This window comes from Dactylosporangium sp. CA-052675 (assembly GCF_050947935.1).
GTDB lineage: Bacteria > Actinomycetota > Actinomycetes > Mycobacteriales > Micromonosporaceae > Dactylosporangium.
Genome location: NZ_CP192010.1, coordinates 301456 through 327387 on the forward strand (window position 1 = coordinate 301456; position 25932 = coordinate 327387).

The 25932-nt window shown below is 73.6% G+C and carries 19 protein-coding genes; 10 read left to right on the forward strand and 9 right to left on the reverse strand.

What is annotated here, in order from left to right:
- Positions 1-138 precede the first annotated feature (138 nt).
- Positions 139-774, reverse strand: a complete 636-nt coding sequence (locus ACQP1P_RS01405) for a hypothetical protein (protein WP_433082315.1) — start codon at positions 772-774, stop codon at positions 139-141.
- Complete coding sequence (locus ACQP1P_RS01410; RefSeq protein WP_433082317.1) at positions 771-1418, reverse strand: RNA polymerase sigma factor; 648 nt, start codon at positions 1416-1418, stop codon at positions 771-773. Before ACQP1P_RS01410 ends, ACQP1P_RS01405 begins: the two co-directional genes overlap by 4 nt.
- Positions 1419-1605: 187 nt before the next feature.
- On the opposite strand from ACQP1P_RS01410, the gene ACQP1P_RS01415 reads away from it, so the two are divergent.
- The 4 genes from ACQP1P_RS01415 (at position 1606) to ACQP1P_RS01430 (ending at position 8511) form a co-directional block, all read left to right on the forward strand.
- Positions 1606-3552 (forward strand): Ig-like domain repeat protein, encoded by a 1947-nt coding sequence (locus ACQP1P_RS01415; protein WP_433082319.1) that lies wholly within the window; start codon positions 1606-1608, stop codon positions 3550-3552.
- Positions 3553-3747: 195 nt separating this feature from the next.
- Complete coding sequence (locus ACQP1P_RS01420) at positions 3748-4296, forward strand: hypothetical protein (protein WP_433082321.1); 549 nt, start codon at positions 3748-3750, stop codon at positions 4294-4296.
- Between the two features lie 37 nt (positions 4297-4333).
- Entirely contained in the window at positions 4334-7096 is a 2763-nt protein-coding gene (locus ACQP1P_RS01425) for a DUF4407 domain-containing protein (protein WP_433082323.1), read from the forward strand.
- Positions 7093-8511, forward strand: coding sequence for a WD40 repeat domain-containing protein (locus tag ACQP1P_RS01430; protein WP_433082324.1), 1419 nt, complete (start codon positions 7093-7095; stop codon positions 8509-8511). The genes ACQP1P_RS01425 and ACQP1P_RS01430 overlap by 4 nt, the downstream gene beginning before the upstream one ends.
- Here the strand turns inward: ACQP1P_RS01430 and ACQP1P_RS01435 are convergent.
- The 4 genes from ACQP1P_RS01435 to ACQP1P_RS01450 all read right to left on the reverse strand — a co-directional run bounded on the left by ACQP1P_RS01435 (position 8508) and on the right by ACQP1P_RS01450 (position 14335).
- Entirely contained in the window at positions 8508-8699 is a 192-nt protein-coding gene (locus tag ACQP1P_RS01435; RefSeq protein WP_433082326.1) for a hypothetical protein, read from the reverse strand. The genes ACQP1P_RS01430 and ACQP1P_RS01435 overlap by 4 nt on opposite strands.
- Before the next feature lie 189 nt (positions 8700-8888).
- A complete protein-coding gene (locus ACQP1P_RS01440) occupies positions 8889-10019 on the reverse strand; it encodes a glycosyltransferase (RefSeq protein WP_433082328.1) in 1131 nt (376 codons plus the stop codon).
- A gap of 24 nt (positions 10020-10043) precedes the next feature.
- Positions 10044-11429: a class II fumarate hydratase gene (locus ACQP1P_RS01445; protein WP_433082330.1), complete on the reverse strand. Its 1386-nt coding sequence runs from the start codon at positions 11427-11429 to the stop codon at positions 10044-10046.
- Positions 11430-11440: 11 nt separating this feature from the next.
- Positions 11441-14335: a BTAD domain-containing putative transcriptional regulator gene (locus tag ACQP1P_RS01450; RefSeq protein ID WP_433082332.1), complete on the reverse strand. Its 2895-nt coding sequence runs from the start codon at positions 14333-14335 to the stop codon at positions 11441-11443.
- 425 nt (positions 14336-14760) lie between these two features.
- Here ACQP1P_RS01450 and ACQP1P_RS01455 point away from each other — a divergent pair, with 425 nt between their 5' ends.
- Both ACQP1P_RS01455 and ACQP1P_RS01460 read left to right on the forward strand, forming a co-directional pair.
- Positions 14761-16116: a hypothetical protein gene (locus tag ACQP1P_RS01455; RefSeq protein ID WP_433082334.1), complete on the forward strand. Its 1356-nt coding sequence runs from the start codon at positions 14761-14763 to the stop codon at positions 16114-16116.
- A gap of 47 nt (positions 16117-16163) precedes the next feature.
- Positions 16164-16322, forward strand: a complete 159-nt coding sequence (locus tag ACQP1P_RS01460; protein WP_433082336.1) for a hypothetical protein — start codon at positions 16164-16166, stop codon at positions 16320-16322.
- 474 nt (positions 16323-16796) lie between these two features.
- Here the strand turns inward: ACQP1P_RS01460 and ACQP1P_RS01465 are convergent, their stop codons facing one another.
- Positions 16797-18014, reverse strand: a complete 1218-nt coding sequence (locus ACQP1P_RS01465; RefSeq protein WP_433082338.1) for a hypothetical protein — start codon at positions 18012-18014, stop codon at positions 16797-16799.
- 337 nt (positions 18015-18351) lie between these two features.
- Here ACQP1P_RS01465 and ACQP1P_RS01470 point away from each other — a divergent pair, with 337 nt between their 5' ends.
- The gene (locus ACQP1P_RS01470; RefSeq protein WP_433082340.1) at positions 18352-18960 is read left to right on the forward strand and encodes a hypothetical protein; all 609 of its coding nucleotides are present in this window, start codon (positions 18352-18354) and stop codon (positions 18958-18960) included.
- Between the two features lie 135 nt (positions 18961-19095).
- On the opposite strand, the gene ACQP1P_RS01475 is transcribed toward ACQP1P_RS01470, so the two are convergent.
- Both ACQP1P_RS01475 and ACQP1P_RS01480 read right to left on the reverse strand, forming a co-directional pair.
- A complete protein-coding gene (locus ACQP1P_RS01475) occupies positions 19096-19905 on the reverse strand; it encodes an endonuclease/exonuclease/phosphatase family protein (protein WP_433082341.1) in 810 nt (269 codons plus the stop codon).
- A 34-nt stretch (positions 19906-19939) separates the two neighbouring features.
- The gene (locus ACQP1P_RS01480) at positions 19940-20572 is read right to left on the reverse strand and encodes an IclR family transcriptional regulator (protein WP_433082343.1); all 633 of its coding nucleotides are present in this window, start codon (positions 20570-20572) and stop codon (positions 19940-19942) included.
- A gap of 67 nt (positions 20573-20639) precedes the next feature.
- Here ACQP1P_RS01480 and cysS point away from each other — a divergent pair, with 67 nt between their 5' ends.
- The 3 genes from cysS to ACQP1P_RS01495 are packed head-to-tail and all read left to right on the forward strand — an operon-like array spanning position 20640 to position 25842.
- Entirely contained in the window at positions 20640-22046 is a 1407-nt protein-coding gene (gene cysS / locus ACQP1P_RS01485) for a cysteine--tRNA ligase (protein ID WP_433082345.1), read from the forward strand.
- Between the two features lie 8 nt (positions 22047-22054).
- A complete protein-coding gene (gene rlmB, locus ACQP1P_RS01490; protein ID WP_433082347.1) occupies positions 22055-23140 on the forward strand; it encodes a 23S rRNA (guanosine(2251)-2'-O)-methyltransferase RlmB in 1086 nt (361 codons plus the stop codon).
- Between the two features lie 29 nt (positions 23141-23169).
- Complete coding sequence (locus tag ACQP1P_RS01495) at positions 23170-25842, forward strand: Hsp70 family protein (protein ID WP_433082349.1); 2673 nt, start codon at positions 23170-23172, stop codon at positions 25840-25842.
- Positions 25843-25932 lie beyond the last annotated feature (90 nt).

The following is a 25932-nucleotide window of genomic DNA, read 5'->3' on the forward strand; positions in this document are numbered from 1 at the left end:
GCCGCGCCGCCGCCAACGGCGCTCGCGCACATGGATCGAGCCCGCCAAGACCGGGTGGCCAGGCGGGACCGGGAAGAGTGCCGAGGCGGGCGAAGCGCGCCGGGCCGAGCGTGGGCGTCGCGAACTCCGGATCCGGTATCAACCGTTATCTTGGTCACCGCCCGAATTGTCGTTCTCGCCCTGATCGTCGCCGCCGCTCCGGCCGCTCGTCGGGGGAGCGCCCGTGCTGGTCGCCGGGCGGGGCGGGGGTGCCGAGGGGGAGGCGGACACGGTGCCGAGCACGCGGCGGCAGTAGGAGTCGATGAACGCCTCGCCGCCGGCCAGCCGGGACAGTTCCCGGCGCAGCTCCTCGGTGACCGGTTTGTCGGCGCGGGCGTTCCAGGCGCGGCAAAACTCCAGCGGCGTCGTGCTCGGGCGTGGTGACGGTGACGGCGAGACGCGCGGGAGCTGGGGCGCCGACATGGTCGACGTCGGGGAGGAGCCGGACGACGTGTGGCTGTCGAACCAGGTCTGGACCGGCGCCGGGAGGTGGCCCGTGCTCGCCGCGAACGCTGTGCCGCCCACGCCGGCCGCCACCACCGCCGTGGCCACGACCGCGAGCAGCCGGCGCTTGCGGGGAGGGCGGCGCGCGGGGGCGGTGCGCGGCCGGTACTCCTGGCGGAACCCCGCGACCGCCTCCTCCTCGCCGCGCAGCTCATGCCGCCGGCCCGGCGCGCCGGCCGCGGCCAGCAGGTCGTGCAGCCGGTCCTCGGGGCGCTCGTGCTTCCGCTTCATCCCGCCCGCCTCTCGCCGGCGGAGCGCTGGCCGGGCAACTCGGCGGAGCGGCCGTCGTTGACGTAGCCGGCGGAGGAGCGGGCCTGGACCTCGGGGTGCTCGGCCAGCTTCCGCAGCCCCCGCATCGCCGCGATCCGCACCGCCCCGGAGCGCTTCCCCAGCACCCGCGCGGTACCGGCGACATCCAGGCCCGCCACCACGCGCAGCATCACCGCCTCGGCCTGGTCGCGAGGCAGTCCGGCGATGAGGCGCAGGGCGCGGTCCGTGTCGTCCAGTTCGAGAACCTCGGTCGCCGCGTCTCGGGTCGCCACCACTCGCAACTGGTCGACGGCCTCGTGCGGTTCCTCGTGGCGGCGCCAGGCCTTGCGGTTCTCGTCGATGCCGCGATGCCTGGCGATGCGGAACAACCAAACGCGGAAAGCGGTGGCGGTACCGTCGAATCGCCCCAAATCCCGGGACACCTGCAACCACGTCTCGGAGGCGACGTCCTCGGCCGCGTCGCCGCACACGACGCGCAGGTAGCGCAGCACGAGTGGATGCAGCGACCGCCACAGCACCGCGAACGCCTCGGCATCCCCGTCGATCGCGGCGGCCAGCGGCGCGGCGAGATCCTCGTCCCGCACCCCCTGGACCGACGCCGTCACCAGCACACGGTAGGACAGGTTGCGCCAGATTTCTCGGTGACCGTAGACGGGCTAAAGCGCGCGAATTCCCCGAAAAGCGCGGCTCGAAACAAAGACCATCCCACCCGCTGGTGTGATGGCGAACGCCCCGCACGCGGCCGCTTGGTCGCTTAGCGTGACTGATCGACTACTAATAGCGGGGGAGTGCATGGGCAGGGTCAGCATAGGAGCCGCGCTCGCGGCCGTCGTCAGCGTCGCGGCCCTGACCGCCGGCGCCACTCCTGCCCTGGCGCAGCCGGGGGCCGTCGTCGTCAACGTCACGCCGAACCCCTCGGTCCGCGGCCAGGCCGTGAAGGTGTGCGCGGAGGTGAGCCTCACCGAGGCCACGGGCACGGTGACCTTCAGCGGCGCCGGCGCCACGGGCACCGTCGGGCTGAACATGTCCGGCGAGGCCTGCATCACCAGCACCGACCTGCAAAGCGGCACGGTCACGGCGCAGTACAACGGCGACAGCACCTACGATCCCGAATCCGGGACCGCGACGGTGACGATCGAACCGGTGAGCACCACCACCACGGTCACCGCGACGCCCGACCCGTCCGTCAGCGGCCAGCCGGTGCAGCTGTGCGCCACGGTCATCGCGGACCAGCTGCCCGAGGACACCGGGCCCACCGGCACGGTGACCTTCACGTACCCGGGCGGCAGCCAGTCGGCGACCCTCAGCGCCGGCGAGGCCTGCGTCACGGACTCCGAGCTGACCACCGGTACGGTCGAGGCGACCTACGAGGGCGACGGCGACTTCGCCGGCTCCTCCGGCAGCACGCCGGTGACCCGCGACCAGGCCGACACCACCACCGCGGTCACCGTGACGCCCGACCCGTCGTCGCTGGGCGAGAGCGTGGAGGTGTGCGCCACCGTCACGGCGACCGCCCCCGGCAGCGGCACGCCGAAGGGGGAGGTCAACTTCTCCGGCCCCGGCGGGCTGAACGAGGACAAGGTGCTCGACGGCGCCGGCCAGGCCTGCGTCACGACCGCGACGCTGGCCACCGGCACGGTCACGGCCACCTACTCCGGCGACAAGCAGTTCAACGGCTCCATCGGCACCAAGTCGCTGACGGTCGACCCGGCCACCACCAAGACGACGGTGTCGGCGACCCCCGACCCGTCGACGGCCGGCCAGCCGGTCCAGGTCTGCGCGACCGTCGCCGTCGAGGCGCCGGCGAGCGGCAGCCCGACGGGCACGGTCACCTTCACCGGCGCCGGCCTCACCGACACGGTGCCGCTGAGCAGCGGCGAGGCGTGCACGACGAGCACGTCGCTGGCGACGGGCACGATCAACGCCGCGTACAACGGCGCCACCGACTTCGCCGTCTCCTCGGGCGCGACGAGCGTGACGGTGAACGAGCCGCCGTCGGAGCCGAACTCGAACCCGGCCCAGTCGCCGCCGAGCCGGCCGCGCAACGTCACCGCGACCGCGAATGCCTCGGCGGTCACCGTGGACTGGGACGCGCCGGCGACGGGCGCCGCGGTGACCGGGTACACGGTCACCGCGAGCCCAGGCCCGCAGACGTGCACCACGACCGGCGCCAAGACGTGCGTGCTGGGGGCGGTCGCGGGGACGACCTACACGTACACCGTCGTCGCCCACTCCGACGCCGGCGACTCGGTCCCGAGCGAGCCGTCGAACGCGGTCACCCCGGCGGCCCCGACGGCGCCGGACACCCCGCCGTCGACGAACCTCACGCTCACCACGACCGACGGCAACATCACCACCGCCGAACCCGGCCAGCAGATCGTCTTCGTCGGCACCGGCTTCGCGCCGCACTCCACCGTCCTGGTGACCATCTACTCGACCCCCATCGAGCTCGGCCGGGTCACCACGGACGCGACGGGCGCCTTCCAGACGCCGATCACGCTGCCCCAGCAGCTGGCGGCGGCCCAGCACACGGTGGTCGCACAGGGGGCGGCCCCGGACGGCAGCCCGCGCTCGATGGCCCTGACGGTCACCGTCGCGGCCGCGGTCGCGAGTCCGGTGACCGCGGGCGGCGGCACCCTTCCGGTGACCGGCCCGCCGATCGGCCTGCTGCTGCTGACCGGCCTGGCCCTGGCCGTCACCGGCGCGGGCCTGCTGCAGGCGGGCCGCCGGGCCGCCTGACCCTTCCCGAACCGCGAAGGCCGCCCCGCTGCCCGGGGCGGCCTTCGTGCTGCGCCCGGACCCGGAATGGCATCGCCGAGTCGGCGCTTGCCTTCGTACGACATCGGATCCCGGCGATCCGGAAGACCGATTCGCCGCCATTGCGCTGCGCCGTAGCCTCGACACGTCCAGTAGCCGGTCGCGAGGGGTCGTCGGGTGCGCAAACCGTTCCCCGTCATCGACGTGCGACCGCTCGAACCACCCGGCGTGTCGGCGTTCGGCCTGCGCCGCCGCCGGCTCGGCGACATCCCGGTGCCCGGCGACGGCGCGGTGCTCGTGTTCCTGGTGGACGGGCGCTACCAGCAGCTGCCGGGCGGCCGTACCCCGCGGCCCGGCGACCACGTCGTCGTCGCCGCCCGCGGGGTGGCCGTGGTCGACATGCGGCCGCGCAGCATGCTGTTCGACCTGCCGATCGCCTCGCCCCGAGCCGGCCGCGACCTGCACCTTCGGCTCGGCATCCGGTGCCGGGTGGTCGACCCGTGCGTCGTCGCCCAGCAGGGGCTGCGCGACGTCGCGCCGGAGCTGCTGACGTACTTCACCGAGGACCAGCGCCTGCGCTGGACCGCGGCCGGCCTCGCCGACCGGACGGTCAACGAGGTCTTCCGGGTGGTGAGCAACCGGGTCGCGGCCCGGTTCGTGACCCATCCGCTGACGGTTCCCGGCATGGAGTTCCGCCTCGCCGAGATCCGGCTGTCCACCCGTTAGCGCACCCGACCTTGGGGGCCCGTTGACCGAGCCGAGCATGATCGCGTCCAACCCGGCGCCGCGCACCGCGAGCCTGCCGGAGGCGGCACCGATTCCGCCGTACTGGCACCCCGGGCGCATGCTGCGCCGGCTCGCGGGCGTCGACGAGGAGCTGCTGTCCTGGGTGCCGCAGGAGCGGCCGCGGTACACCGGCCTCGGCGGCACCGTGCTGTCGACCGCGACGCTGGCGTTCCTGTCGATGGCGTTCGCGATCGGCCAGCTGCTCGGCGGGTTCACCTTCTGGGTGCTGATCCCGTCGGCCGTGTGGTTCCTGGTGATCCTCAACCTGGACCGGTGGATCGTCGCCACCCCGCCGGGCCCGGAGCTGCGGCACCGCTTCTCCTCCGTGCTGATCCGGCTCCTCGTCGCCGTCGTCATCGGCGTGGTCATCGCCGAGCCGCTGGTGCTGCGCATCTTCGAGACCGCGATCGTGCAGTACATCAAGGACACCCGCGACGAGGCGGAGCGGCGGCTGAGCACGCAGCTGGAGAAGTGCAACCCGGTGCCGCCGCCCCGGCAGCCGATCGACGGCTGCGGCGACGACCTGCTGGCCCCGGCGGCCGGCGAGCTGAACCGGCTCCAGGACGAGAAGGCGAACAAGGAGAAGCAGCGCCAGGACCTGCAGGCCGCCGTGAAGCCGCTGGACGACCAGCTGGCCGTCATGCGCGAGAACGAGCGCAAGGAGTGCGCGGGCGAGCCGGGCAGCGGGTTCACCGGGCGGTACGGCAACGGCCCGGTCTGCCAGAAGCTCACCGCCACGCGCGAGGAGTTCGAGCGCACCCACCAGACCACCGAGAAGCACCAGGCCATCGCCGGCCTCGACGCCGACATCACGAAGCTCACCGAGGACATCGGCTCGGCCACTTCGGCGTGGAGCAAGAAGCGCGACGAGTACATCGCGGAGCAGACCGCCGCCCTGCGGGCCAACCAGCGCGACATCGGCCTGCTGGAGCGCATGGACGCGCTGCGGGTGCTGGCCGGCCAGCACAGCACGCTGGCCTCGGGCATCTGGGCGGTCCGGCTGCTGTTCATCCTCGTCGACATCGTGCCGGCGCTGTTCAAGTTCCTCGGCGGCATCACCCGCTACGACCGGCTCACGGTCGAGAGCCTCGAGCGCGGCGAGCTCGAGTTCGCCGCGATCAAGGCCGACCGGCTCAACCGGGCCCGCATGTGGGCGATGCAGCAGCGCGACGACCTCGCGATCGAGGAGGCGCGGCGCGCGGCGGAGCGGGCCGGCCAGCGCGAGAAGATCATGGACGATCTGCAGCTGACCTGGACGGTGCCCGGCATACCGAAGGCCAACGGCACCGACTACGGCGGCGCGACGCTGCTGGAGGACTTCACCGGCGAGCTCGGCTTCACCCGGCTCGACCAGGACGGCCGGATCCAGGGGCACGACGACGTCGGCCCCGGCGGCCTGGACGACGAGGCCGACGACACCCCGCCCGAGCCGGCGCCGAAGCTCAAGCGCATCCCGTTCTTCAACGTCGTCATGATCGGCGGCCGCGGCACCGGCAAGACCACGCTCATGGCGATGCTGCACCACGAGCTGAGCACCGATGACCACGACAACCCGCGCGGGTACTCGATCCGCTGCACCGATCCGGTCAAGTGGGCCCAGCTGAACAAGTACTACCGGCAGCTGGCCTCGCCCGGCGACGCCTGGCCGCCCGCGACCGGCTTCGAGGCGATCGAGAAGTTCGAGTTCGACTGCTACGTCGACAGCGGCGACCGGGGCGGCACACCGGTGCTGCGGCTGCGGTACTGGGACTACGCCGGCGAGGTCGTCGGGACCGACGCCGCGATCGAGGCCGAGCTGCGCACCGAGCTGGACAAGCGCCTGCGGACCGCCGACGTGGTCGTCGTGGCCGTCGACGGCATGCGGCTGCGCGACTCCGAGTTCGACCGGTTCGATCGCGCGGAGCTGGACCAGCAGCTCACCGAGTACGCGCAGCTGGTCAACAACGTCGAATGCCCGATCCAGCTGCTCATCACCAAGTGGGACCGGCTCGTCGAGCCCAACCCGCACGAGCCGCAGGCCCGGCCCTGGACGCTCAAGGAGGCGCTGCGGGAGATCCAGCGCGTGCCGGCCATGCGCAACCTCATCACCGGCCGGCAGACGGCCGGGCAGCTGCGGGTCATTCCGCTGTCGGTGACCGGCCGCAACGTGGTCGACGAGCAGCGCAGCGAGGACGGCATCGTCCGCATGGCCAAGGTCAGCGCGCCCAGTCCGATCAACATCGACGTGCCGTTCGCCGCGATGCTGCCCGACCGGCTCACCGAGGCCTTCAACGACCTCGGCCCGCAGGCCGTCAAGGCCGCGTTCCGCCGGGCCCGCCGCGCGCAGAGCGTCTACTGGCTGCGCCGCCTGGCCGGGTTCGCCGGCTGGGTCGTGCGCGGCATCTCCGTCAAGTTCACCGCCCTGCCCGTCCCGGCCATCGAGCTCAACTGGGGCCAGGCCGAGATCGACCGCGATCCCGACGCCGGGTGGATGCGGGCGTACGCCCAGAGCGAGCGGTTCGGCCGCCGGCGCATCGGCAAGGACGTCGCCGACGAGCTGCGCGACAAGGCCCGGGAGCTGCAGAAGCGGGCCAGCTGGTCGGTGCTTGCGAAGGAGAAGCTGCTCGAGCGGCTCGAGGCCCGGCTGCGGCGGTTCGAGGCGGAGAGCGCGCGGGAGCAGATGCCGAACCAGCGGCGCGCGACGACCCCGCCGCCCACGCCGGTGCCGCCGCAGCTGGGGCTCGCCGGGAGCGACGTGTGACCGCGGTGTGGCCGTTCCTCGTCAGCCCGGGCCGGCGGCTCGGGCTGCGCGCCGTCCTGGCCCCGGACTTCCTGGCCCGGGAGCGGCGAACCGACGTGCTGACCGCGGCGCTGCGCGACAGCGATCCCGAGGACACGTCGGTCCAGACGCGGGTCGTGCGGCAGCCGGACGGCTCGCGGCTCGCCGTGGCGTTCCGGCGGCGCCCGCTGACCAGTGACGCGACGGTGCGGGTGTACTCCCCGAAGCACCGGCGGCTGCGGTACACCCTCACCGGGCACACCGGCCGCGTCGTCAGCTGCGACTTCTCCCCGGACGGCGGCCAACTGCTCACCACTGCCTGGGACCACACGGCGCGGCTGTGGCGGCTCGGCGGCGACGAGCCGGTGAGGCTGGCCGGGCACACGGGCTGGCTCGGCGGCGGGGTCATCGCCCCGGACGGCCGCAGCGCGTACACGACCTCGTGGGACGGCACCGTGCGCCGCTGGGATCTCGCCACCGGCGCCGAGGTCCAGCGGCTGCCGGTCGGCGTCGCGCTGGTCAGCCCGTGCGCGATCGACCCGGCCGGCACGGTGCTCGCCGTCGGCGGGGCCGATCACCGCGTGCACGTCGTCGACCTGCGGACCGGCGCCCTGCGCGGGCGGCTGACCGGCCACACCGACCGGGTCACGCAGTGCGCGATCGCCCCGGACGGCCGGACGCTGGCCAGCGCGTCCTGGGACGGCACGGTCCGGGTGTGGGACCTCGTGACCGGGTCGGCCGCCGACCGCCTCGCCGGCCACGACGGCTGGGTCACCGGCTGCGCGTTCGGCCCGCGCGGCGAGTGGATCGCCTCGACCGGCTGGGACGGCACCGCGCGCGTCTGGGGCGACTCGGCCGAGCCCGCGGGGCGGGTCGTCGCCGAGTGGTCCGATCCGGCGCCGGGCTGCGCGGTGCACCCGCGCGGCGGCTGGCTCGCCGTGCCCGGCCGGTCGCTGCGCATCGCGGCCCTCCCGGGCGGTGTGCCGGTCCGCTCGATCGCCGGCCCGCCCGGCCGGGTGGAGGCCGTCGCCGTGTCACCGGACGGCCGGCTGGTCGCCACCACGAGCGCGGACGACGGCCCGGACGGCGCCAACCCGGTCCGCGACGGCTTCGGCCGCCCGATCACCCTGGTCGAGGGGTTCGCCGGCGCGATACCCGAGGACCCGCGGGCCCTCGACTGGCCCCGGCTGCACGCGCGCTGCGCGGACGCCCTGGGGCACCTGCTGGCCGCCGAGCCCACGGGTGTCCTGCTGGAGAGCCGCCCCGAGCCGCCCGCCCCCGCCCGCCGGGCCGCCCCGCGCCCGTCCCCGCGCACCGTCCCCCTCCGCGCGCTCCCCGCGTCGATGGCCGGCTGGTGGTCGAGCCGCCGGGCGAGCTCCCGCCGAGTGCGCTCCTAGCCCCGGCGGCGGCGCACGGCCCGCTGCCCGCGGGTGAGCCGCCCGAGCGCGGCCCGCACGTCGACCCGCTCCTCGACCCCGGGCGGGCTCATCGCGGGCACCGGCACCTCGGCGGCCGGCCGCACCCGCCGCGCCCACGGCCGCCGCCGCTCGGCGAGGTACGCGAGCGCGACGAGGCACTCCTGCACCAGGTCGTCGTCGGCGGCCGACCACTACCCGCACAACCGGTACGCGAGCCGCCGCAGCACGGGCATCCGCGCGCGGACGTACTCCACGAACTCCTGCTCGTCACGCAATCCAGGCCTCCCGCTCAAGTAAGAGTGCGGCCGGGCCTCGAACGGTTGTGAGCGACTTCGGCGGCCCGGGTCAGCCGCCGGTCACCGGCCCTGCCCGCCCCGCGCCGCGGCCGCCCGCTCGCGCAGTCCGGCCACGACGGCGGCGGGGGTGAACCGGGCGACCGCCACCCGATGCGCGGCGGCGCCGAGCCGCTGTGCCCCGGCCCGGTCCGCGGCGAGCGCCCGCAGCGCGGCGGCGAGCGCGGCGGCGTCGCCGGGCGGCACGTACACGGCGGCCTCGCCGAGCGCGGCCCGCTGCGGCGGCGTGTCCGAGGTGACGATCGCGCATCCCGCGGCGGCGCCCTGGTACACCTTGGTCGGCACGACGGCGCGCGCCTTCGCCGTGGTACCGAAGATGCCGAGGCTCACATGGTGGGCGGCCACGAGCGCGGGAAGCTCGGCGCCCTCGACCCAGTCCACCCACCGCACCCGCCCGTTGCCCGCGGCGAGCTGCCGGCACTGGGCGTGGTCCTGCCCGGTGCCGACCATGGTCACCTCGATCTCGTCGCCGGCCAGCTCGGCGAGCGCCTCGGCGATGGTCGGCGCGCCGTGCAGCGGCGTGAACACCCCGACGAAGATCACCCGCAGGGGGCCGGGGTCGCGGCCGGGCTCCCGCCCGCGGCGGAACCACTCGTCCGTCGCTCCGACCGGTGCCACGACGGCGTCCCGGGCCGCGGCGGCGGGCAGCGCGGCGCGGTGCTCGGCCGTGTCGACGACGACCACGTCCGCGGCGCGCAGCGCGCCGGCGTCGATGCCGCGCAGCAGCCGATCCTTGAAGCCCCCGGCCTCGGCCAGGTTCCGGTCGCGGGCGGTCCCGGCCGCCGAGACGAGGTGGTCCAGGACGATCGGCGTGCGGGGGAAGAGCCGCCGGGCCAGCCGGACGTCGAAGTGGCCCAGGTATCCGACCAGCACGGCGTCGGGCGGTTCGCCGCCCGATCGGCGGGCATGGCGGCGGTGCCCGCGCAGCAGCCCGGACCAGCCGCCGAGGAGCTTCGCGGCGAGGATCGGCAGCCGCCACGGCCGGCGCAGCATCGCGACCCGGGCGGCGGTGTCCAGCCGCAGCGGCGCGTTGATCTCGACGACCTCGTCCCCGCCGGCGCGCAGGCCCTCGACCAGCACGGCCACCCGGGGATGGCGGTCCTTGTCGTAGGTGCCGAACACGACCCAGCGCACCGGCACAGCGTAGTGGCCGCCGGATCAGCGGGAGTTGGTCATCCCGAGCAGGTCGAGGGCCTCGTCCAGCTGCTGTTCGCTGAGCGTGCCCCGCTCGACGTGGCCGCGCTCCAGCACCACCTCGCGGATGGTCCGGCCCGACTTGAGCGCCTGCTTGGCGACCGCCGCGGCCTCCTCGTAGCCGAGGTACCGGTTCAGCGGCGTCACGATCGAGGGCGAGCCGGCCGCGTAGGCCTCCAGCACGTCCGGGTTCGCCGCGAGGTCCGCGACGCAGCGCTCCTCGAACAGGCGGGACACGTTCGCCAGCAGACGGATCGACTCCAGCAGGTTGCGCGCGATCACGGGGAGCATCACGTTGAGCTCGAAGTCGCCCTGGGAGCCCGCGAACGCCACCGCCGCGTCGTTGCCGATCACCTGGGCGACCACCTGGCGCAGGGCCTCGGGAATGACCGGGTTGACCTTGCCGGGCATGATCGACGACCCCGGCTGCAGGTCCGGGATCGCCAGCTCCCGCAGGCCGGCCCGGGGACCCGAGCCCATCCAGCGGATGTCGTTGGCGATCTTGTACAGCCCCACGGCGATCGTGCGGATCACGCCCGACGCCTCGACGAGGGAGTCGCGGGCGCCCTGGGCCTCGAAGTGGTTGCGGGCCTCGGTGAGGGGCAGCGACGTGGCCTCGGCCAGCAGGGCGATCGCGCGCTCGGCGAAGCCCGGCGGCGTGTTCAGGCCCGTCCCGACCGCGGTGCCGCCCAGCGGCAGCTCGGCCACGCGGGGCAGCACGGCCGCGATGCGGTCGACGCCGTAGGAGACCTGCGCGGCGTACCCCGAGAACTCCTGGCCCAGGGTGACCGGCGTCGCGTCCATGAGGTGCGTGCGGCCCGCCTTCACGAACGTCGCGAACTCGGCCGACTTGCGCGACAGCGCGCCGGCCAGGGAGGCCAGCGCGGGGGAGAGGGTGTGCGCCAGCTCGCCGGCGACCGCGATGTGGATCGCCGACGGGAAGACGTCGTTGGACGACTGCGACGCGTTCACGTGGTCGTTCGGGTGGACCGGCTTGTCCAGGGCGCGGGTCGCGAGCGTGGCGACGACCTCGTTGACGTTCATGTTCGACGAGGTGCCGGAGCCGGTCTGGAAGACGTCGATGGGGAACTGGTCGGCGTGCTCGCCGTCGGCCACCGCCCGCGCGGCGTCGGCGATCGCGTCGGCGATGTCGGCGTCGATCACGCCGAGCGATCCGTTGACGGCGGCGGCGGCCGCCTTGACCGAGGCCAGGGCGCGGATCAGGGCGCCTTCCAGCACCGTGCCGGAGATGGGGAAGTTCTCCACCGCGCGCTGGGTCTGAGCTCGCCACAAGGCAGACGCCGGAACGCGGACCTCACCCATGGTGTCGTGCTCGATGCGGTACTCCATGGATCCATCTTTCAGCGGGAGAGGGCCGAAAGGTCCCGTGCGCCGAGTGATGTGAACAGTGCAACAGCGTCGTCCGTGTCGCCGAGCCCGAACAGCGCGCGGGCCTGCTCGTAGCGGTCGCCGATGCGCGAGGCCTTGGCGAACGCCTCCTTGTTGAGCCAGTCGGCCTCCTGCGAGCGGCCGAGCGCGCGCAGGGTCAGGGCCAGGTCGTTCGCCGCGAGGCACTGCCCGGACACGTCCGCGACGCGCTCCATCTGATCGCGAGCGGCCCGCTGGCACGTTTCGGCGTCGGCGAGCCGGCCCGCCAGCCGGTACGCGGTGCCGAGCTTGCTCAGCGTCTCGGCCGCCCCGTACTGGTTCACGGAGTCCTTCTTCAGCGCCAGGGCCCGCCGCAGCAGGGCCGCGGCGACGACCAGGTGGCCGAGGTGCAGGTGTACCAGCCCGAGCTCGCCGAGGCTGATCGCGAACGGCCGAATCCCGCCGATGCGCCGCGCGACGGCCATGGCCCGGCGGTTCGCGGCGAGCGCCTGCGCGTAGTTGCCCGCCTGGGTGTGCACGAGCGCGACCGTGTTGTGCAGCTTGAACTCGAGGCTGGGCGGCATCTCGGCCAGCCGCACCCGCGCCGCGGCCTCGGCGGACGCGATCGCCTCCGGGTACTGCCCGAGCCGGCTGTGCAGCATCGCCAGGTTCGTCAGCGCCGTCCCGACCAGCCGCGGCAGGCCCTCCCGTTCGGCGATGCGAATGACCGTCTGCAGCGTGGTGAGCGCGTCCGTGAGGCGCCCCATCCGGAAGTAAACGGCCGCGAGGTAGTTGCGCGACTCGGCCTCGAGCTCGGCGTCGGGCAGGGCCACGGCGGCCTCGATCGCGCGTTCGTACAGGTCGAGCTGGTGGGAACCGAACCCGAATCCGAAGAGGAACGGCGAGACCGCGCGCGTGAGCATGCACGTATGGCGATGGTGCCCCGACTCGGCCGCGAGCCGGGCGACGCTGAGCACGTTCGGCAGCTCGCGCTCGAGCCAGCGGCGAGCCGCCGGTGGGGCCGCGAAATCCAGTGCCGTCGGCGGTGGCGTCTCCAGGCGCAGCAGCGACTTGGCGTCGGAGAGCTCCATGAATTTCGTGGCGCTGACGACGCTGTACAGGTAATGATCGAGCAGTCTTCCGACCGCCGCGGTGTCGTCCTGGGCAAGCTCGGCCGCGAAATCGCGCAACAGGTCGTGCAGCCGGTATCGCCCCGCCGCCGGCGCCTCCACGAGGTGCACGTCGACCAGGTCCTCCAGCAGATCCTCACAGCGCGAGACCGGCAGGCCGGCCAGGGCCGCGGCCGCCGCGGGCTCGAAATCGCCCGCCGGGTGCAGGCCGAGAACGGCGAAGAGCTGCTGCAGCGGTACCGCCAGCTGCTGGTACGACAGCGTGAACGCCGCCGCGACCGTCCTCCCGTCGACCGCGAGCTCGGGCAGCCGCCGGTTCGCGGTGCGCAGCCGCTGGGCCAGGTCGGCCACGCTCCAGCCGGGCCGGTGCTGCAGCCTCGCCCCCGCCAGCCGCACCGCCAGCGGCAGCCTTCCGCACAGCTCGGCGACCTCGATGGTGCATGCGGGGTCGGCGTAGGCCCGCTCGCCGACGGTCCGCCGCAGCAGCTCGACGGCGTCCTCGATCGGCAGCACGTCCAGCGACACGGTCTGCGCCCCGTCGAGGCCGGCCAGGCGGCGCCGGCTGGTGATGACGACGCCGGTGTGCGCGGTGCCGGGGAGCATCGGCAGGACCTGCCGCGTGTCCAGCGCGTTGTCCAGCAGGACGAGCACCTGGCGGTCGGCGAGCTCGGTGCGCCACAGCACCGCGCGGTCGTCGAGCCCCGGCGGCACCCGTTCGGCCGGCACGCCCAGCTGCCGCAGCAGGGACCCGAGCGCCTCGGCGGGGTCGAGCGGGGCGCGGTCGCTGTGGCCGCGCAGGTCGAGGTACAGCTGACCGTCCGGGTAGCGCTCGGCCGCCGCGTGCGCGACCCGCACCGCGAGGGAGGTCTTGCCCATGCCGGCCATGCCGTCGATCGCGATCACCTCGGGCCGCTCGCCGCGCAGCGCCCCGACCAGCCGCCGCACCAGCTCGGCCCGGCCCGAGAAGTCGGCGACGTCGCGGGGCAGGCAGCGGGCGGCCCGGCGGCCGAGCGTGCGCGGCGCCTGCGCCAGCAGCAGCTCCGCGTCGCCGTTGAGGATGCGCCGGTGCAGGTCGGCGAGCTCGGCGCCCGGCTCGATGCCGAGCTCCTCGGCCAGCAGCGCCCGGCCGCGGCGGAACACCGCGAGGGCGTCGGCGCGCCGGCCGGTGCGGGCCAGCGCGGTCATGAGGTGGCCGCGGAACTGCTCGTGGTGCGGATAACGCTCGACCAGGTCGGCGACCTCGGCGAGGACCTCCTCGGCCAGGTCCAGCTGCAGCTCCAGGTCGAGGCAGAGCGCGGTGGCGGCGGTCCACTGCTCCTCGAGGTGCGCGGCCGCGGCCCGCACCACCTCCGAGTCGACGTCGGTGAGCGGCCGGCCCCGCCACAGCGCGAGGGCGGCGCGCAGATGGTCGCGGCCGCCGGCGAGGTCCCCGTCCGCGGCGGCGGCCCGGCCGCGTTCGACCAGCGAGGCGAAGAGCGCGGCGTCGAGGTCTTCGGGGCCGACCTTGATCCGGTACCCCGCCGGCTCCGTCACCACGAGGTCCTCGGGCAGCCCGGCCTTGCGCAGCACCTGCCGCAGCCGCGAGACGCAGCTGTGCACCTGGGCCCGCGCGGTCAGCGGCGGGTTGGTGTCCCAGAGCGCGGTGATGACCTGTTGTACCGGTACGAGCTGCCCCTCACGCAGGAGCAGGAGCGCGAGCAGCACCCGTTCCCGTGGCGCAGCGACCGTGATCTCCGCGGCCGGTGTGCGGATCTGCACCGGTCCGAGGATTGAAAATCGGGTCGAATCGCGCATCATCACCCTCTGTGCGGCCGCCGCCTCCCCTCGAAGCTGCACTGGAAACTTGATGGTAGTCAGATGAGAGGCAGGAAAGAGCACGGGCGGCGACCCTTTTTCATCGGAGCGCATGCTTGTGCCGGAATGCGTCCAGTGCGCTGGTCTTACTCAGTCAAGACCAGCGCGTCACGCTGGACGAACGGGGATATTTCGGTCTGAGCATGCGAAACATTTGATGCGGGGCCGCGCCCGACGCCGTGTGTGGCCCCCAAATCTTGGTTCGACCGGCGCTTTGTCTCATCGACTAGACGGACTTATCGCCCAACGGGGTATTCGCCGAATTTGGCCGTTTTTCTCCGGGCATCTGCGGCGTCGAGGGGGTGCCGCAGATGCCGTACGTTCGGCGAATGCACCCGCCTGTGCACCCGCCTGTGCCCCCGTCCGCGCACCCGTCCTCGGCCCCGCCCGGCATGATCGAGCTCGCCACCGAACACCGCTTCGCCGGCGACTGGCCCGGCGCGTTCGAGGCCGCCTACGTCACCGTCGCCCCGACCGTCGACGATCTCCACCGGCACTACGGGTCCCGGTTCGCCAAGACGGTCGAGGCGGAACTGCGGCACATGATCCCGGACCTGCTGCGCTGGCACCTCCCGCGCCACCCCGACACGGGCGTGCTCGTCCCCGACATGTGCTACCCGCTGACCCTGCTGCGCGACGACTACGTCCTGTTCGCCCGCACCCCCATGGCGCACCAGCCGCAGCGCGTCACCCTGGGCATCGACGCGCTCGACCGCCTCGCTCGCCCGCGCACCGACCTGCGGCTGTTTCAGCTGCGCGACCGCTGGGACGCCCGCCGCACCGGCGAGCTGCTCACCCGCTGCGGCGGCCCCGGCTTCCTGGCCTCCCGCCCGCTGCTGCTGGACGAGTCGGGCCGGCACGCCGAGGCCTGGGCGGCCGCCGGCTTCGACCTGCGCGTCCTGCTGTTCGACGAGCGCTGGGGCCGCGCCCGCACCGACCCGGCCGCCTGGACCGACCCGTCCCGCCGCGCGCGAGCCGTCGACCAGTCGCTGGCCTGGCTCCGCCCGGCCTTCGCCTTCCTGCCCGAGGCGACCCGGCGCGCGGCCGACGCCACCGGCCTGGTCCGCATCGACCTGAGGGGCCGCCGCCTGGTGCTGGAGGCCGGCGGCCCCCGAGCGTGGCTGCTCAACGGCGCCCCCGCGGCGCGAGCCGAGACCGAGGAGTTCGGCGTGGAGCTGTCGCGGGTCCCGTCGATGCCCCTGGCCCACGCCCGCCGCCCGCCCGAGCTCACGGCGCTGCTGCGCGGCGAGCTCGGCCCGGGCGACCTGCACCCGGTCACGTTCGAGACCCTGTTCCCCGGCCTGCCGGCCCCGCACCCGTCTCCGCCGGTGCGCCTGCCCACGGACATCCGCGTCCGGTGCGGCACCGCCACGCACACGGTCCAGATGCGCGAGGGCCGGATCGTCATCCCGCACACCGATGAGGAGGTCCGGCGGGAGCGGGCGTTGATCGCCCTGGGCGGGGCGCGCATCGGCTGCCTGGCCGCCCAGGACGGCTGGCGCGACAGCACGATCCGCATGCCGCGCGCGATGCGCCGCCTCCGCGACGAGGTGATGCTGCTCGCCCAGCGCGGCGACGTGTGGGCGCTGCGGGCCGCGGTGGAGTCGGGCCTGGACCGCCACGCCCGCGACGCTCAGGGCCGGACCCTGCGCGACCGCCTGGCCTGGACCGGCACCTCGATCTGACCGACGAGGTCCAGGCGGCACTGGCCGAGCAGTACCCGGATGTCAACGTGCAGGCATGGTTCACCGAACACGCCATCGTGCAGAACGGCTCCACCTGGCTCGTGCGCCGCATCTGGGGCCGCGCGACCGAGCCGACGCTGATCACCTTGCGCGACGCGTTCCCCGAGGCCAAGGTCTCCTTCCAGCGCGCCACCTCGTCTGCCTGAGTCGCGGAATCAAGTCGCGGAATCAAGTCGCGGCATCGACCGGCGGGATGCCGGCTCGCCGCCACCGCGCGTTGCTGGGCCTCGTGGTCTCGGATCGAGCGCCCCAGGGTCACCTCGTGCCGGCCGCAGCGCCGAGCTTGACTGGAGCCGGCCGCGCGGTCAGCGTCCGCGACCGCGTCGTACGGGCTTCGAACACGGCCTGACCGGCGGCCGCGGTCCGATCGGGCTCGTCCCGTCGTTGCGCGATCGCGGCTCCTGCCCAGCCGGGCGGGCGGGGTCGGCCGTGCCGAGCTGGGCGGGTGGGGCCCGCGGTGCCGAGCTGGGTGCGCGGGGGTCGGCCGTGCCGAGCTGTGCGGGCGGGGTCGGCGGGCTGAGCTGGGCGGGTGGGGTGGGGTCGGCCGTGCCGAGCTGGGCGGGCACGGTCGGACCGTGCCCGGCCGGGCGGGAGGCCCTGCCCAGCCGGGGCGGTCGCGGTCAGGCCCTCCGCGACTTCCTCGTCTGGAATCGGCCGCCCGCCTTGGACGCCCACGCCGACGTCGTCCCGTTGTGATCCGCCGCCTGAAGGAGCAGCTGCAGCCGCCGCGGTGGCGCGGCCCGTAACTCCTCCAGCGGCGGCACCCCCGGCAGCTCCGTCGGCAGCACCGGCAGCGCGTTGCCCACCAGCCGCGCGAAGGTCGCGCCGGCGCCCGTGGGCGACTCGGGCGCCAGCCATCGCAGCGTCCGCAACGGTTCCCGGGCCCGGCGGCCGGTCGGCTCGACGGTCTCGACCAGTAGCAGGCAGCGCTCGCCGGCCGGGATCAGTTCGCCGTCCAGCAGCACCGCCTGGGTGGTCTCCCGCAGCCAGCCGATCACGCCCGGCCCGTCGCTCAGCACCCGCTCCACCAGCGAGGCGCGATCGGTGGCCGGATGCGTGAGCGCCGCGTCGAGCAGCGCGGGCAGCAGCATCGAGGCGGCGTCCCACAGCGTGGCGGTCAGCACGGTGACCAGCTCCGCGACATCGTCCAGCGAGACCCGCTCCGGCCCGAGCCCGCGCCAGAACAGCAGCTCGTCGAGCACCGTCTCCGGCCGCGCCACGCCCCGATCGCGAACCGCCCGAGCCACGGCGGCGTGCAGCAACTCCATCGGCAGCGTGGCCGGCAGACGCCCCGAAGCCGAAGCGGAACCCCAAGCCGGAGCAGAACCCGAAGCCGAAGCGGAAGTCGAAGCGGAACCCCAAGCCGGAGCAGAACCCGAAGTCGGAGCAGAACCCGAAGCCGGAGCGGAAGTCGAAGCGGAACCCCAAGCCGGAGCAGAACCCGAAGTCGGAGCGAAAGCGGAAGGTGAAGCCGGAGAGGAGCCCGAAGCCGTCGGAGCGGCGGTGGGCAAGGTCGTCGCAAGGGTCGCGGCCCGCCATTGGGACTCGACGGCGCGCAGCACCGCGGCCGGCACGCCCATCACGTCCGCCACCGCCTCCGGCACGAGTTCGTCCACCGAATGCTGCCGCGCCCGAGCCGCGATCCGCCCGCCCCACATGAGCCGCGCCTGAGCCGGCGTGCTCGGCCAGACCAGCCGGAGCAGCTCGCGCACCCGGGCGTCGAAGCGCGGCCCGCCGAAGGTCAGCGGGTCGCAGAAGGCCTGCCCCACCGCGGCGTCGCCGGCGATGATGCGCAGGTCATGGGCGCCGCCCAAGTTCGCGACCGGGTTGAACAGCACTGGCGAATACCTCCCGCGACGGTCCGAGCCGACCCCTCAACCCTACTCCTATTCGAACACACGTACGAACCCGAAATCGGCACGGATTCAAGCATTCATGCATCTGTTCACGCCTATGGACTGGGGTAACAGTCGTGTGACGCTGAGTGTTCGTGAGTGAAGAGGTCGGTGATGCAGCGTGGCTACCGGTCGTCACAATGACAGTTGCTCGAACGGGCGCAGGCATGCCTGCCACTGCGGCAGCTGCGGCGGATCCTTGCACGGCTGGCGGGCTTGGCTCGATCTGGCCATCGGGCCGAATGCCGAACGCGCGCAACGGTGGAACCGCCGGGATCGCGTGCTGGCCCAGCGGGGATTCCGCCGCAACCAGCGCAATCGCGAGATCGTGGGAGACCTCGCGCGGATCGACATCAGCGACTGGCTCTCGGCCGAGGGGCGGCGCACGCGGCTGGCGAACGTCGCCGAGCCCGAGGACGCGCGGCCGACCGTGACCGAGCAGGTCGAGGCGCTCGCCGAGGGGCTGGCCCAGAACACCTGGGACCGCATCGCGGCCGAGCTGCCGGAGCCCGTCGCGATCGGGCGGGAGTTCGCCGACCACGGCTGGTGCGATCTGCTCGTCGGGCTCGCGCGGGGCGTCGAGGCGCGGCACGGCCTCGACGAGGAGGCCCGGGAGTGGATGCGGCTCGCGCTGACCGAGTCCTCGCGGGCGCCGCACCGTCCGAGAGTGGACAAGAACACCGCCGACGTCGTGGTCGGGCACGTCTGGGAGGCGCTGCGGGCCGGGTCGTACGGCTGGCTGGAACGGGACCTTCGCTCGCTGCGCGTGCTGGCCGTGTTCATGTGCCCGGCCCCGGAGGCGCACGCCGAGGTCCGGGAGCACGCGCTCGGCCCGGCGGCCGGCATGCTCACCGAGCGGACCAGGGACCGCCTGCAGCGCCTGCTGTGACCCGCGGCAACGCTCGGCGGCGCCGCAGACGGCGCGGGGCGGCATGCTCACCGAGCGGACCAGGGACCGCCTGCAGCGCCTGCTGTGACCCGCGGCAACGCTCGGCGGCGCCGCAGACGGCGCGGGGCGGCATGCTCACCGAGCGGGCCAGGGACCGCCTGCGCCGCCCACTGTGACGCGCGCGGCAACGGGAAGGTGGTCGCTCCCGGTCCGGGCGAGCGTCCAGACCCCGCCCACCTCCCCGCCGCGCACCATGACCTGATCGATCCGCCCGACGGGAAACGCGGCCGGAAAGCTCCACGCGAACCCGCCCCGCGCGGTGGACATGCGTGCCGTGATCGGCCGCAGCCCGCGGTCCTCGACGACGCCGTTGAGATCGCCCATGAGCACCACCGGCCCCCGTTCGGCGGCCAGCCACCGCCCGAGCTGCGCGGCGCTGTCGTCGCGCCATCCGGTGTCCAAACGCACGGACGGCAGGTGTACCACGTAGACGACCACGCCCCGCACGACCGCCCGCAGCCCGCGTTTCCAGTCCGCGTCGAGCCCGTGCGGCTTGATGTCCACGGGCGCGGCGCTCGAGATGGGGTACCGCGACCACAGCCCGACGGTCCCGAAGACGACGTGGTGCGGCAGCGGCACCTCGAGGTCGACGGTGACCTCCTCGAGTCCGATCAGGTCCGGCCGCACCGCCATGAGCGTCGCGATCGTCCCGGCCGGGTCCCGGTTCTCGTCGCTGAAGTTGTGCTGCACCACGACGAGATCGCCGGGCGCGGCCGAGGCCGGCAGGAGCGACCCGCCGAAGGCCGCGAGCCAGCCCGCGGCACACACCAGCACGGCCAGGAACGCCGAGAGCGACCGCCGCCAGACCGCGACCCCGAACAGCACCGGCACGCCCAGCCCGAGCCACGGCAGCGCGATCGCCGACCACGCCAGCACAACACCCATGACACCGCAGACGCGCGACGCGCCCCGCCGGTTGTCAGGACAGGGCTCTCGCGATCGCGGCGGCGGCCGTGGCCACCTCAGCCGGTACCGTTGCCGTATCCAGCTCGGCGAGCGCCACCACGCCGACGCTCGCGTCGAGGCCCTCCACGTGCGGGACGGCCGCCGCGACGCCGTGGGCGCCCGGTTGCAGTTCGCCCGTTGTCGTCACGGGGGTGTAGTCGCCGCGGCGGCCCGCCAGGATGGCCTTGCCCGCGGCGCCCTGGTCCAGGGGGTGCCGCGACCCGGTGCGATACGCCACGTGGAACTGGGTCCAGCTGGGCTCGACCACGGCCAGCGCGTACGCCTCCCCGCCGTCGGCGATGGTGAGGTGCGCGGTGGCGCCCACGGTCTCGGCGAGGCGGCGCAGGGCGGGCAGGGCCGCGTCCGCGACCAGCGGCTGGGCGCGGCGGGCGAGGTGCAGCAGGCCGGCGCCGAGGCGCAGGCGACCGGAGCGGTCGCGGCGGATCATGCCGTGCTCGATGAGGGTGGCGGCCAGGCGGTACACCACCGCGCGCCCCACGCCCAGGGCCGCCGCGGCCTCGGTCATGGTCAGGCCGGCGGGGGTGTCGGCGACGAGGTGGAGGAGACGCAGTCCCCGATCCAGGGTCTGCGCCGTCTCGGTAGCCACGAGGCTCAGGGTATAAGGCCGACGGCGGACGCAAGGATGATCAGTATCGGCGGTTACCCTTGGACGTGTGACCCTACGCCTGTACGACACCGCCAGCCGATCGGTCCGGGACTTCGTCCCGTTGACGCCCGGGCAGGTCGGCATCTACCTGTGTGGGCTCACGGTGCAGGGCGGGCCGCACATCGGCCACCTGCGCTCCGGCGTCAACTATGACGTCCTGCGTCGATGGTTCCTCGCGTCCGGCTACGACGTGACGTTCATCCGCAACATCACCGACGTCGACGACAAGATCCTGGTCAAGGCGGTCGAGGCGGGCCGGCCCTTCTGGGCCATCGCGTATGCCAACGAGCGCCTCCTGGCCGCGACCTACCAGCGCCTCGGGGTGCTGCCGCCGACCTACGAGCCGCGGGCGACCGGGCACATCCCGGAGATGCACGAGCTCATCAAGCGGCTGATCGCGGACGGGCACGCCTACGAGGCCGTCGACGGCAGCGGCGACGTGTACTTCGACGTCCGTTCGTACCCCGCCTACGGAGCGTTGTCGGGCCAGCGGCCGGACGCGATGGAGGCGGCGCAGGACGGGCCGGTGCGGGCCAAGCGCGACCCGCTCGACTTCGCGCTGTGGAAGGGCATCAAGGCCGACGAGCCCACCGACGCCAACTGGCCGTCGCCGTGGGGGCCCGGGCGGCCCGGGTGGCACATCGAGTGCTCGGCGATGTGCTGGCGATACCTCGGCACCGAGTTCGACATTCACGGCGGCGGGCTCGATCTGCAGTTCCCGCACCACGAGAACGAGATCGCGCAGTCCAAGGCGGCCGGGCACGGTTTCGCGCGCTACTGGGTGCACCACGCGCTGCTGAACCTCGGCAACACCAAGATGGCCAAGTCCGTCGGCAACGTCGTGTCCCTCGAGTCGCTGGTGGAGTCGGGTGTACGCCCCGTGGAGGTGCGCTACTACCTCCTCGGCCCGCACTACCGCTCGGTGATCGAATACACGCCGGAGTCCCTCGCCGAGTCGGCGCTGGGCTACCGCCGGCTCGAGAACTTCGTGCTGCGCGCCGCCGAGCAGGTCGGCGAGGGCGAGGTCGGCACCGTGCCGAGCGCGTTCGCCGAGGCCATGGACGACGACCTCAACACCTCGCGGGCGCTCGCGGTCGTGCACGACGCGGTGCGCGACGCCAACGCCGCCCTCAACGCCGCCGATCGGCCCGTGGTCGAACGGGCGCTGGGGGAGGTACGAGCGATGCTTGACGTTCTCGGGGTGGACCCGCTGCACCCGCAGTGGCGCTCGTCCGAGGCCGGCGACCTGACCAAGGTCGTCGACTCGCTCGTCGCGCTCGCCCTGGAGCAGCGCGCCGCGGCCCGCACGCGCAAGGACTGGGCCGCCGCCGACGCGGTCCGCGACCAGCTCAAGACCGCCGGCGTCGTGGTGGAGGACACCGCGGCCGGTCCACGATGGACGTTGGAGCACTGAGAAAACTGATGCCAGGAAACTCCGAACGCCGCGGCAAGCGGGTCGTGTCGAAGAAGGGCGCCGCCAAGGGGTCCGGCGGCAAGAACCGGCAGTCCCTCGCCGGGCGTGGCCGCACCCTGCCCGCGGACGAGCGCCCGTGGCACAAGGGCTACTCCGGCGACGAGCCCCTGCCCCAGAAGACCGCCCGCAAGCAGGAGAACGAGCGCCGGGCGGCCGCGTCCGAGGGGCGCACGCCCAAGATCGGGCAGCCCGGGACGAAGCGGACGGCGGGCAAGGGTCCGTTCGGCGCCAAACGATCGTCGCCGATCGCGAAGACCAGGGTCTCGCCGGGCCGCAAGTCGGCCGCGCCCAAGGACGGGCCGGAGCTGCTCGTCGGGCGCAACCCCGTCGTCGAGGCGCTGCGCACACACGTGCCGGCCACGGCGCTCTACGTCGCGCTCGGCATCGACATGGACGAGCGCGTCAAGGAGGCCGTGCGCACCGCGGCCGAGCGGGGCATCGCGATCCTCGAGATCACGCGCAACGAGCTCGACCGCATGACCGGTGGGGTCCTGCACCAGGGCCTCGGCCTGCAGGTCCCCCCGTTCGCCTACGAGCCGTTCCCCGACCTGCTGGCCGCGTCGCTGGAGTCCCCCGCGCCGCTGCTCATCGCGCTCGACGGGATCACCGACCCGCGCAACCTCGGTGCGATCATCCGCTCGGCGGCCGCGTTCGGCGCCGACGGCGTCTTCCTCACCGAGCGCCGCTCGGCCGCGATCACCGCGACCGCCTGGCGCACGAGCGCGGGCGCCGCCGCGCGGGTCAAGGTCGCCCAGGTCACGAACCTGACGCGCGCCCTGAAGCAGTGCCAGGAGGAGGGCTTCGTCGTCGCCGGGCTCGACGCCGACGGGGAGGCCTCGCTGTACGAGCTGGAGGCCGCGGTCGGCCCGCTGGTCGTCGTCGTGGGCTCCGAGGGCCGCGGCCTGTCGCGACTCGTCGGCCAGACCTGCGACCTGCGGGTCGGCATCCCCATGGTGTCCGACGTCGAGTCGCTGAACGCATCGGTCGCGGCCGCCGTTACGTTGGCCGAAGTCAGCCGTCGTCGCCGAATGTAGATCTTTACCCCCGACCCTAGGATGGGCCGGTGACTCAGCCTCAGCAGGGCTTCGCCATCGGGGTCGACCTCGGCACGTCCAACACCGTCGCGGTGGTTCGCCACCCCGACGGCCGGACGCGGCCCCTGCTCGTCGACGGCGCGCCGATCATGCCCAGCGGCGTGTACGTCGACGAGCACGGCCGCGTTCACGTGGGCCGGGACGCGTACCGGATGGCCAACCTCGACCCGTCGCGCTTCGAGCCCAACCCGAAGCGGCGCATCGACGAGCCGACCGTCCTGCTCGGCGACCGCGAGCTCGCGACCGTCGACCTGCTGGCGGCGATCCTCGCGGCGGTCGCCCGCGCCGCCGTCGAGGCCGTCGGGTTCCTGCCCGCGGCGATCCTGACGTACCCCGCGGCCTGGGGCAACCGCCGCCGCGACACGCTCGCCGAGGCCGCGCGGCGGGCGGGCTGGCCGCCGGTGCGCCTGGTGCCGGAGCCCGTGGCCGCGGCCCGGTACTTCGCCGACGTCCTGCGCCGCCCCGTCGCCGTCGGCTCCTCGCTCGCCGTGTTCGACTTCGGCGGCGGCACGCTCGACATCGCCGTCGTGCGCAACGACAACGGCCGGTTCACGGTCATCGGCTCCGGCGGCCTCGAGGACCTCGGCGGCCTCGACGTCGACGCGGCGATCGTCGAGCACCTCGGCGCCGTGATCAACCAGACCGCGCCGGGCGCGTGGGCCGCGCTGCGCAACCCCCAGTCCACCACGCAGCGCCGCGACCGGCGCCTCTTCTGGGACGACATCCGCGGGGCCAAGGAGATGCTCTCGCGCGCCACGGTGGCGCCGATCGCGATTCCCGGGCAGGACGCCGCGCTGCACCTCACGCGCGAGGAGCTGGAGCGGGTCACGGAGCCGCTCATCCGCCGCGCCGTGTGGGAGACCGGCAAGGTCCTGCACGGCGCCGGCCTGCGCCCCGACCAGCTCGCCGGCCTGTTCCTGGTGGGCGGCTCGTCGCGCCTGCCCTTGGCCGCGCGGCTGCTGCACGCGGAGTTGGGAATTGCGCCGACTGTACTGGAGCAGCCCGAACTGCCGGTCGCCGAAGGTGCTTTGGCGGAGTTGGTGCCCGTCACCGGCTACCAGACCGAAAGCATCCCGGTCTCGGCCGTGCCGGTCTCCGCTCCGCGATCGGCGCCCCCCTCCGCACCTCCGACGGCGCCGATCTCGCCGGTCGGCCCGCCCACGGCGCCCTTCTCCGCGCCGCCGTCCGCCGCACCGTTTTCCGCCTCGCCGTCCGCCGCACCCTTTTCCGCGCCGCCGTCAGCCGCACCCTTTTCCGCGCCGCCGTCCGCCGCACCCTTTTCCGCGCCGCCGTCCGCCGCGCCTGTCGCACCTCCCCGTCGCCGGGGCCGGGCCGGGCTGCTCGTCGGGGCGGTCGCGGCGCTGGTCGTGCTCGCGCTGGCGGGCGCCGGGACCTACTGGTTCTTCTTCCGCGACAAGGTCAACGCGATCGACTTCAAGACGGTCGCGACCGCCGGCTCGCTGGATCTCGACGCCAAGCTCGACAACCCGGTGACGGCGACGCTGGCCTCGCGCACGTACGCGCTCTACACCGTGGACAAGAACGTGCACCTGGTCGCGTACGACCTCGACGATCGCAAGAAGGTCTGGCAGTACGACCTCGCGGACGACAACTACCGGTGGCAGATCTACCCGAACCCGAACGGCATCGTCCTCATCGGCACCTACGGGACCAACCCGGTGCTCATCATGCTCAACAGCTCGGGCAAGGAGCGGGGCAAGCAGCAGTTCGCCACGAGCGACTCCGTCTACTTCCTCGACTCCGTGTGGATCTGGCACTCCACGAAGGCGAAGAAGACGAACGCGTACGGCTGGGACGGCGCCAACAAGTGGACGATCGACGACAACCCCAAGGGCACCAGCGTGCTCGGGCCGATCGTGGCCGGCGACGAACGCGGCCCGTCCAACCTGGTGGGCGCCCCGACGAACCGCGATCTGAAGTCCCGCACCCAGTTCATCACCGTCGACGACGACAAGATCAACCTGCGGGAGGCCAGCAGCGGCAAGGTCGTGCGCTCGTGGAACGACACGGCCGACAGCTCCGCCGGCTACGCGATGTACGACCAGCGCCTCTTCGTGTACGGGACCAGCTCGAAGTACACGATCAAGGCCTATGACCTCACGAAGACGGGGGAGCCCGAGCAGCTCTACACCGCGCCGGACGACAAGCGCCGCATCGTGGACGTGGCGGCGTGCGGCACCGATCGGCTGTGCGTGCTGGACTCGTCGTCGTCGGACGACACCGTGCTGCGGTCGATCTCGATCGCGGACAAGAAGCAGCTGTGGCAGGGCGATGCGAAGGGCACGTCCGGGCTGGTTCCGGTCGGCAAGGAGATCCTGGCCACGACGCCGGGCGGGAGCAGCGAGACGAGCCGGCTCTTCGGCGAGGACGGCGGGCAGCTGTTGAAGCCCGAGGACCAGGACGGGTACGGCGTCCGGGTCACCAACGGCAGCCTGCTGTTCTTCGCGAAGGCGCCCAGCTCGATCGAGGACAACGTGACGCTGACCGGGGTCACGTCGTCGTCGGGGGAGCGGGTGGCGCTGGGGACGCTGAACAAGGTGGCGTCGGCGAGCTGCTCCTGGAACGCCTCGAAGATCGCCTGTGTGGGCGCGGGGAAGCTGCAGATCTGGTCGTTCGCCTGAGCTGCGGTGCTGCTCCACTCGCGCGAAAGGGCGGCGCTTTCGGCGCCGCCCTTTCGTTTGCGTGCTAGCTCTCGCCCGATTGCTCCGGAC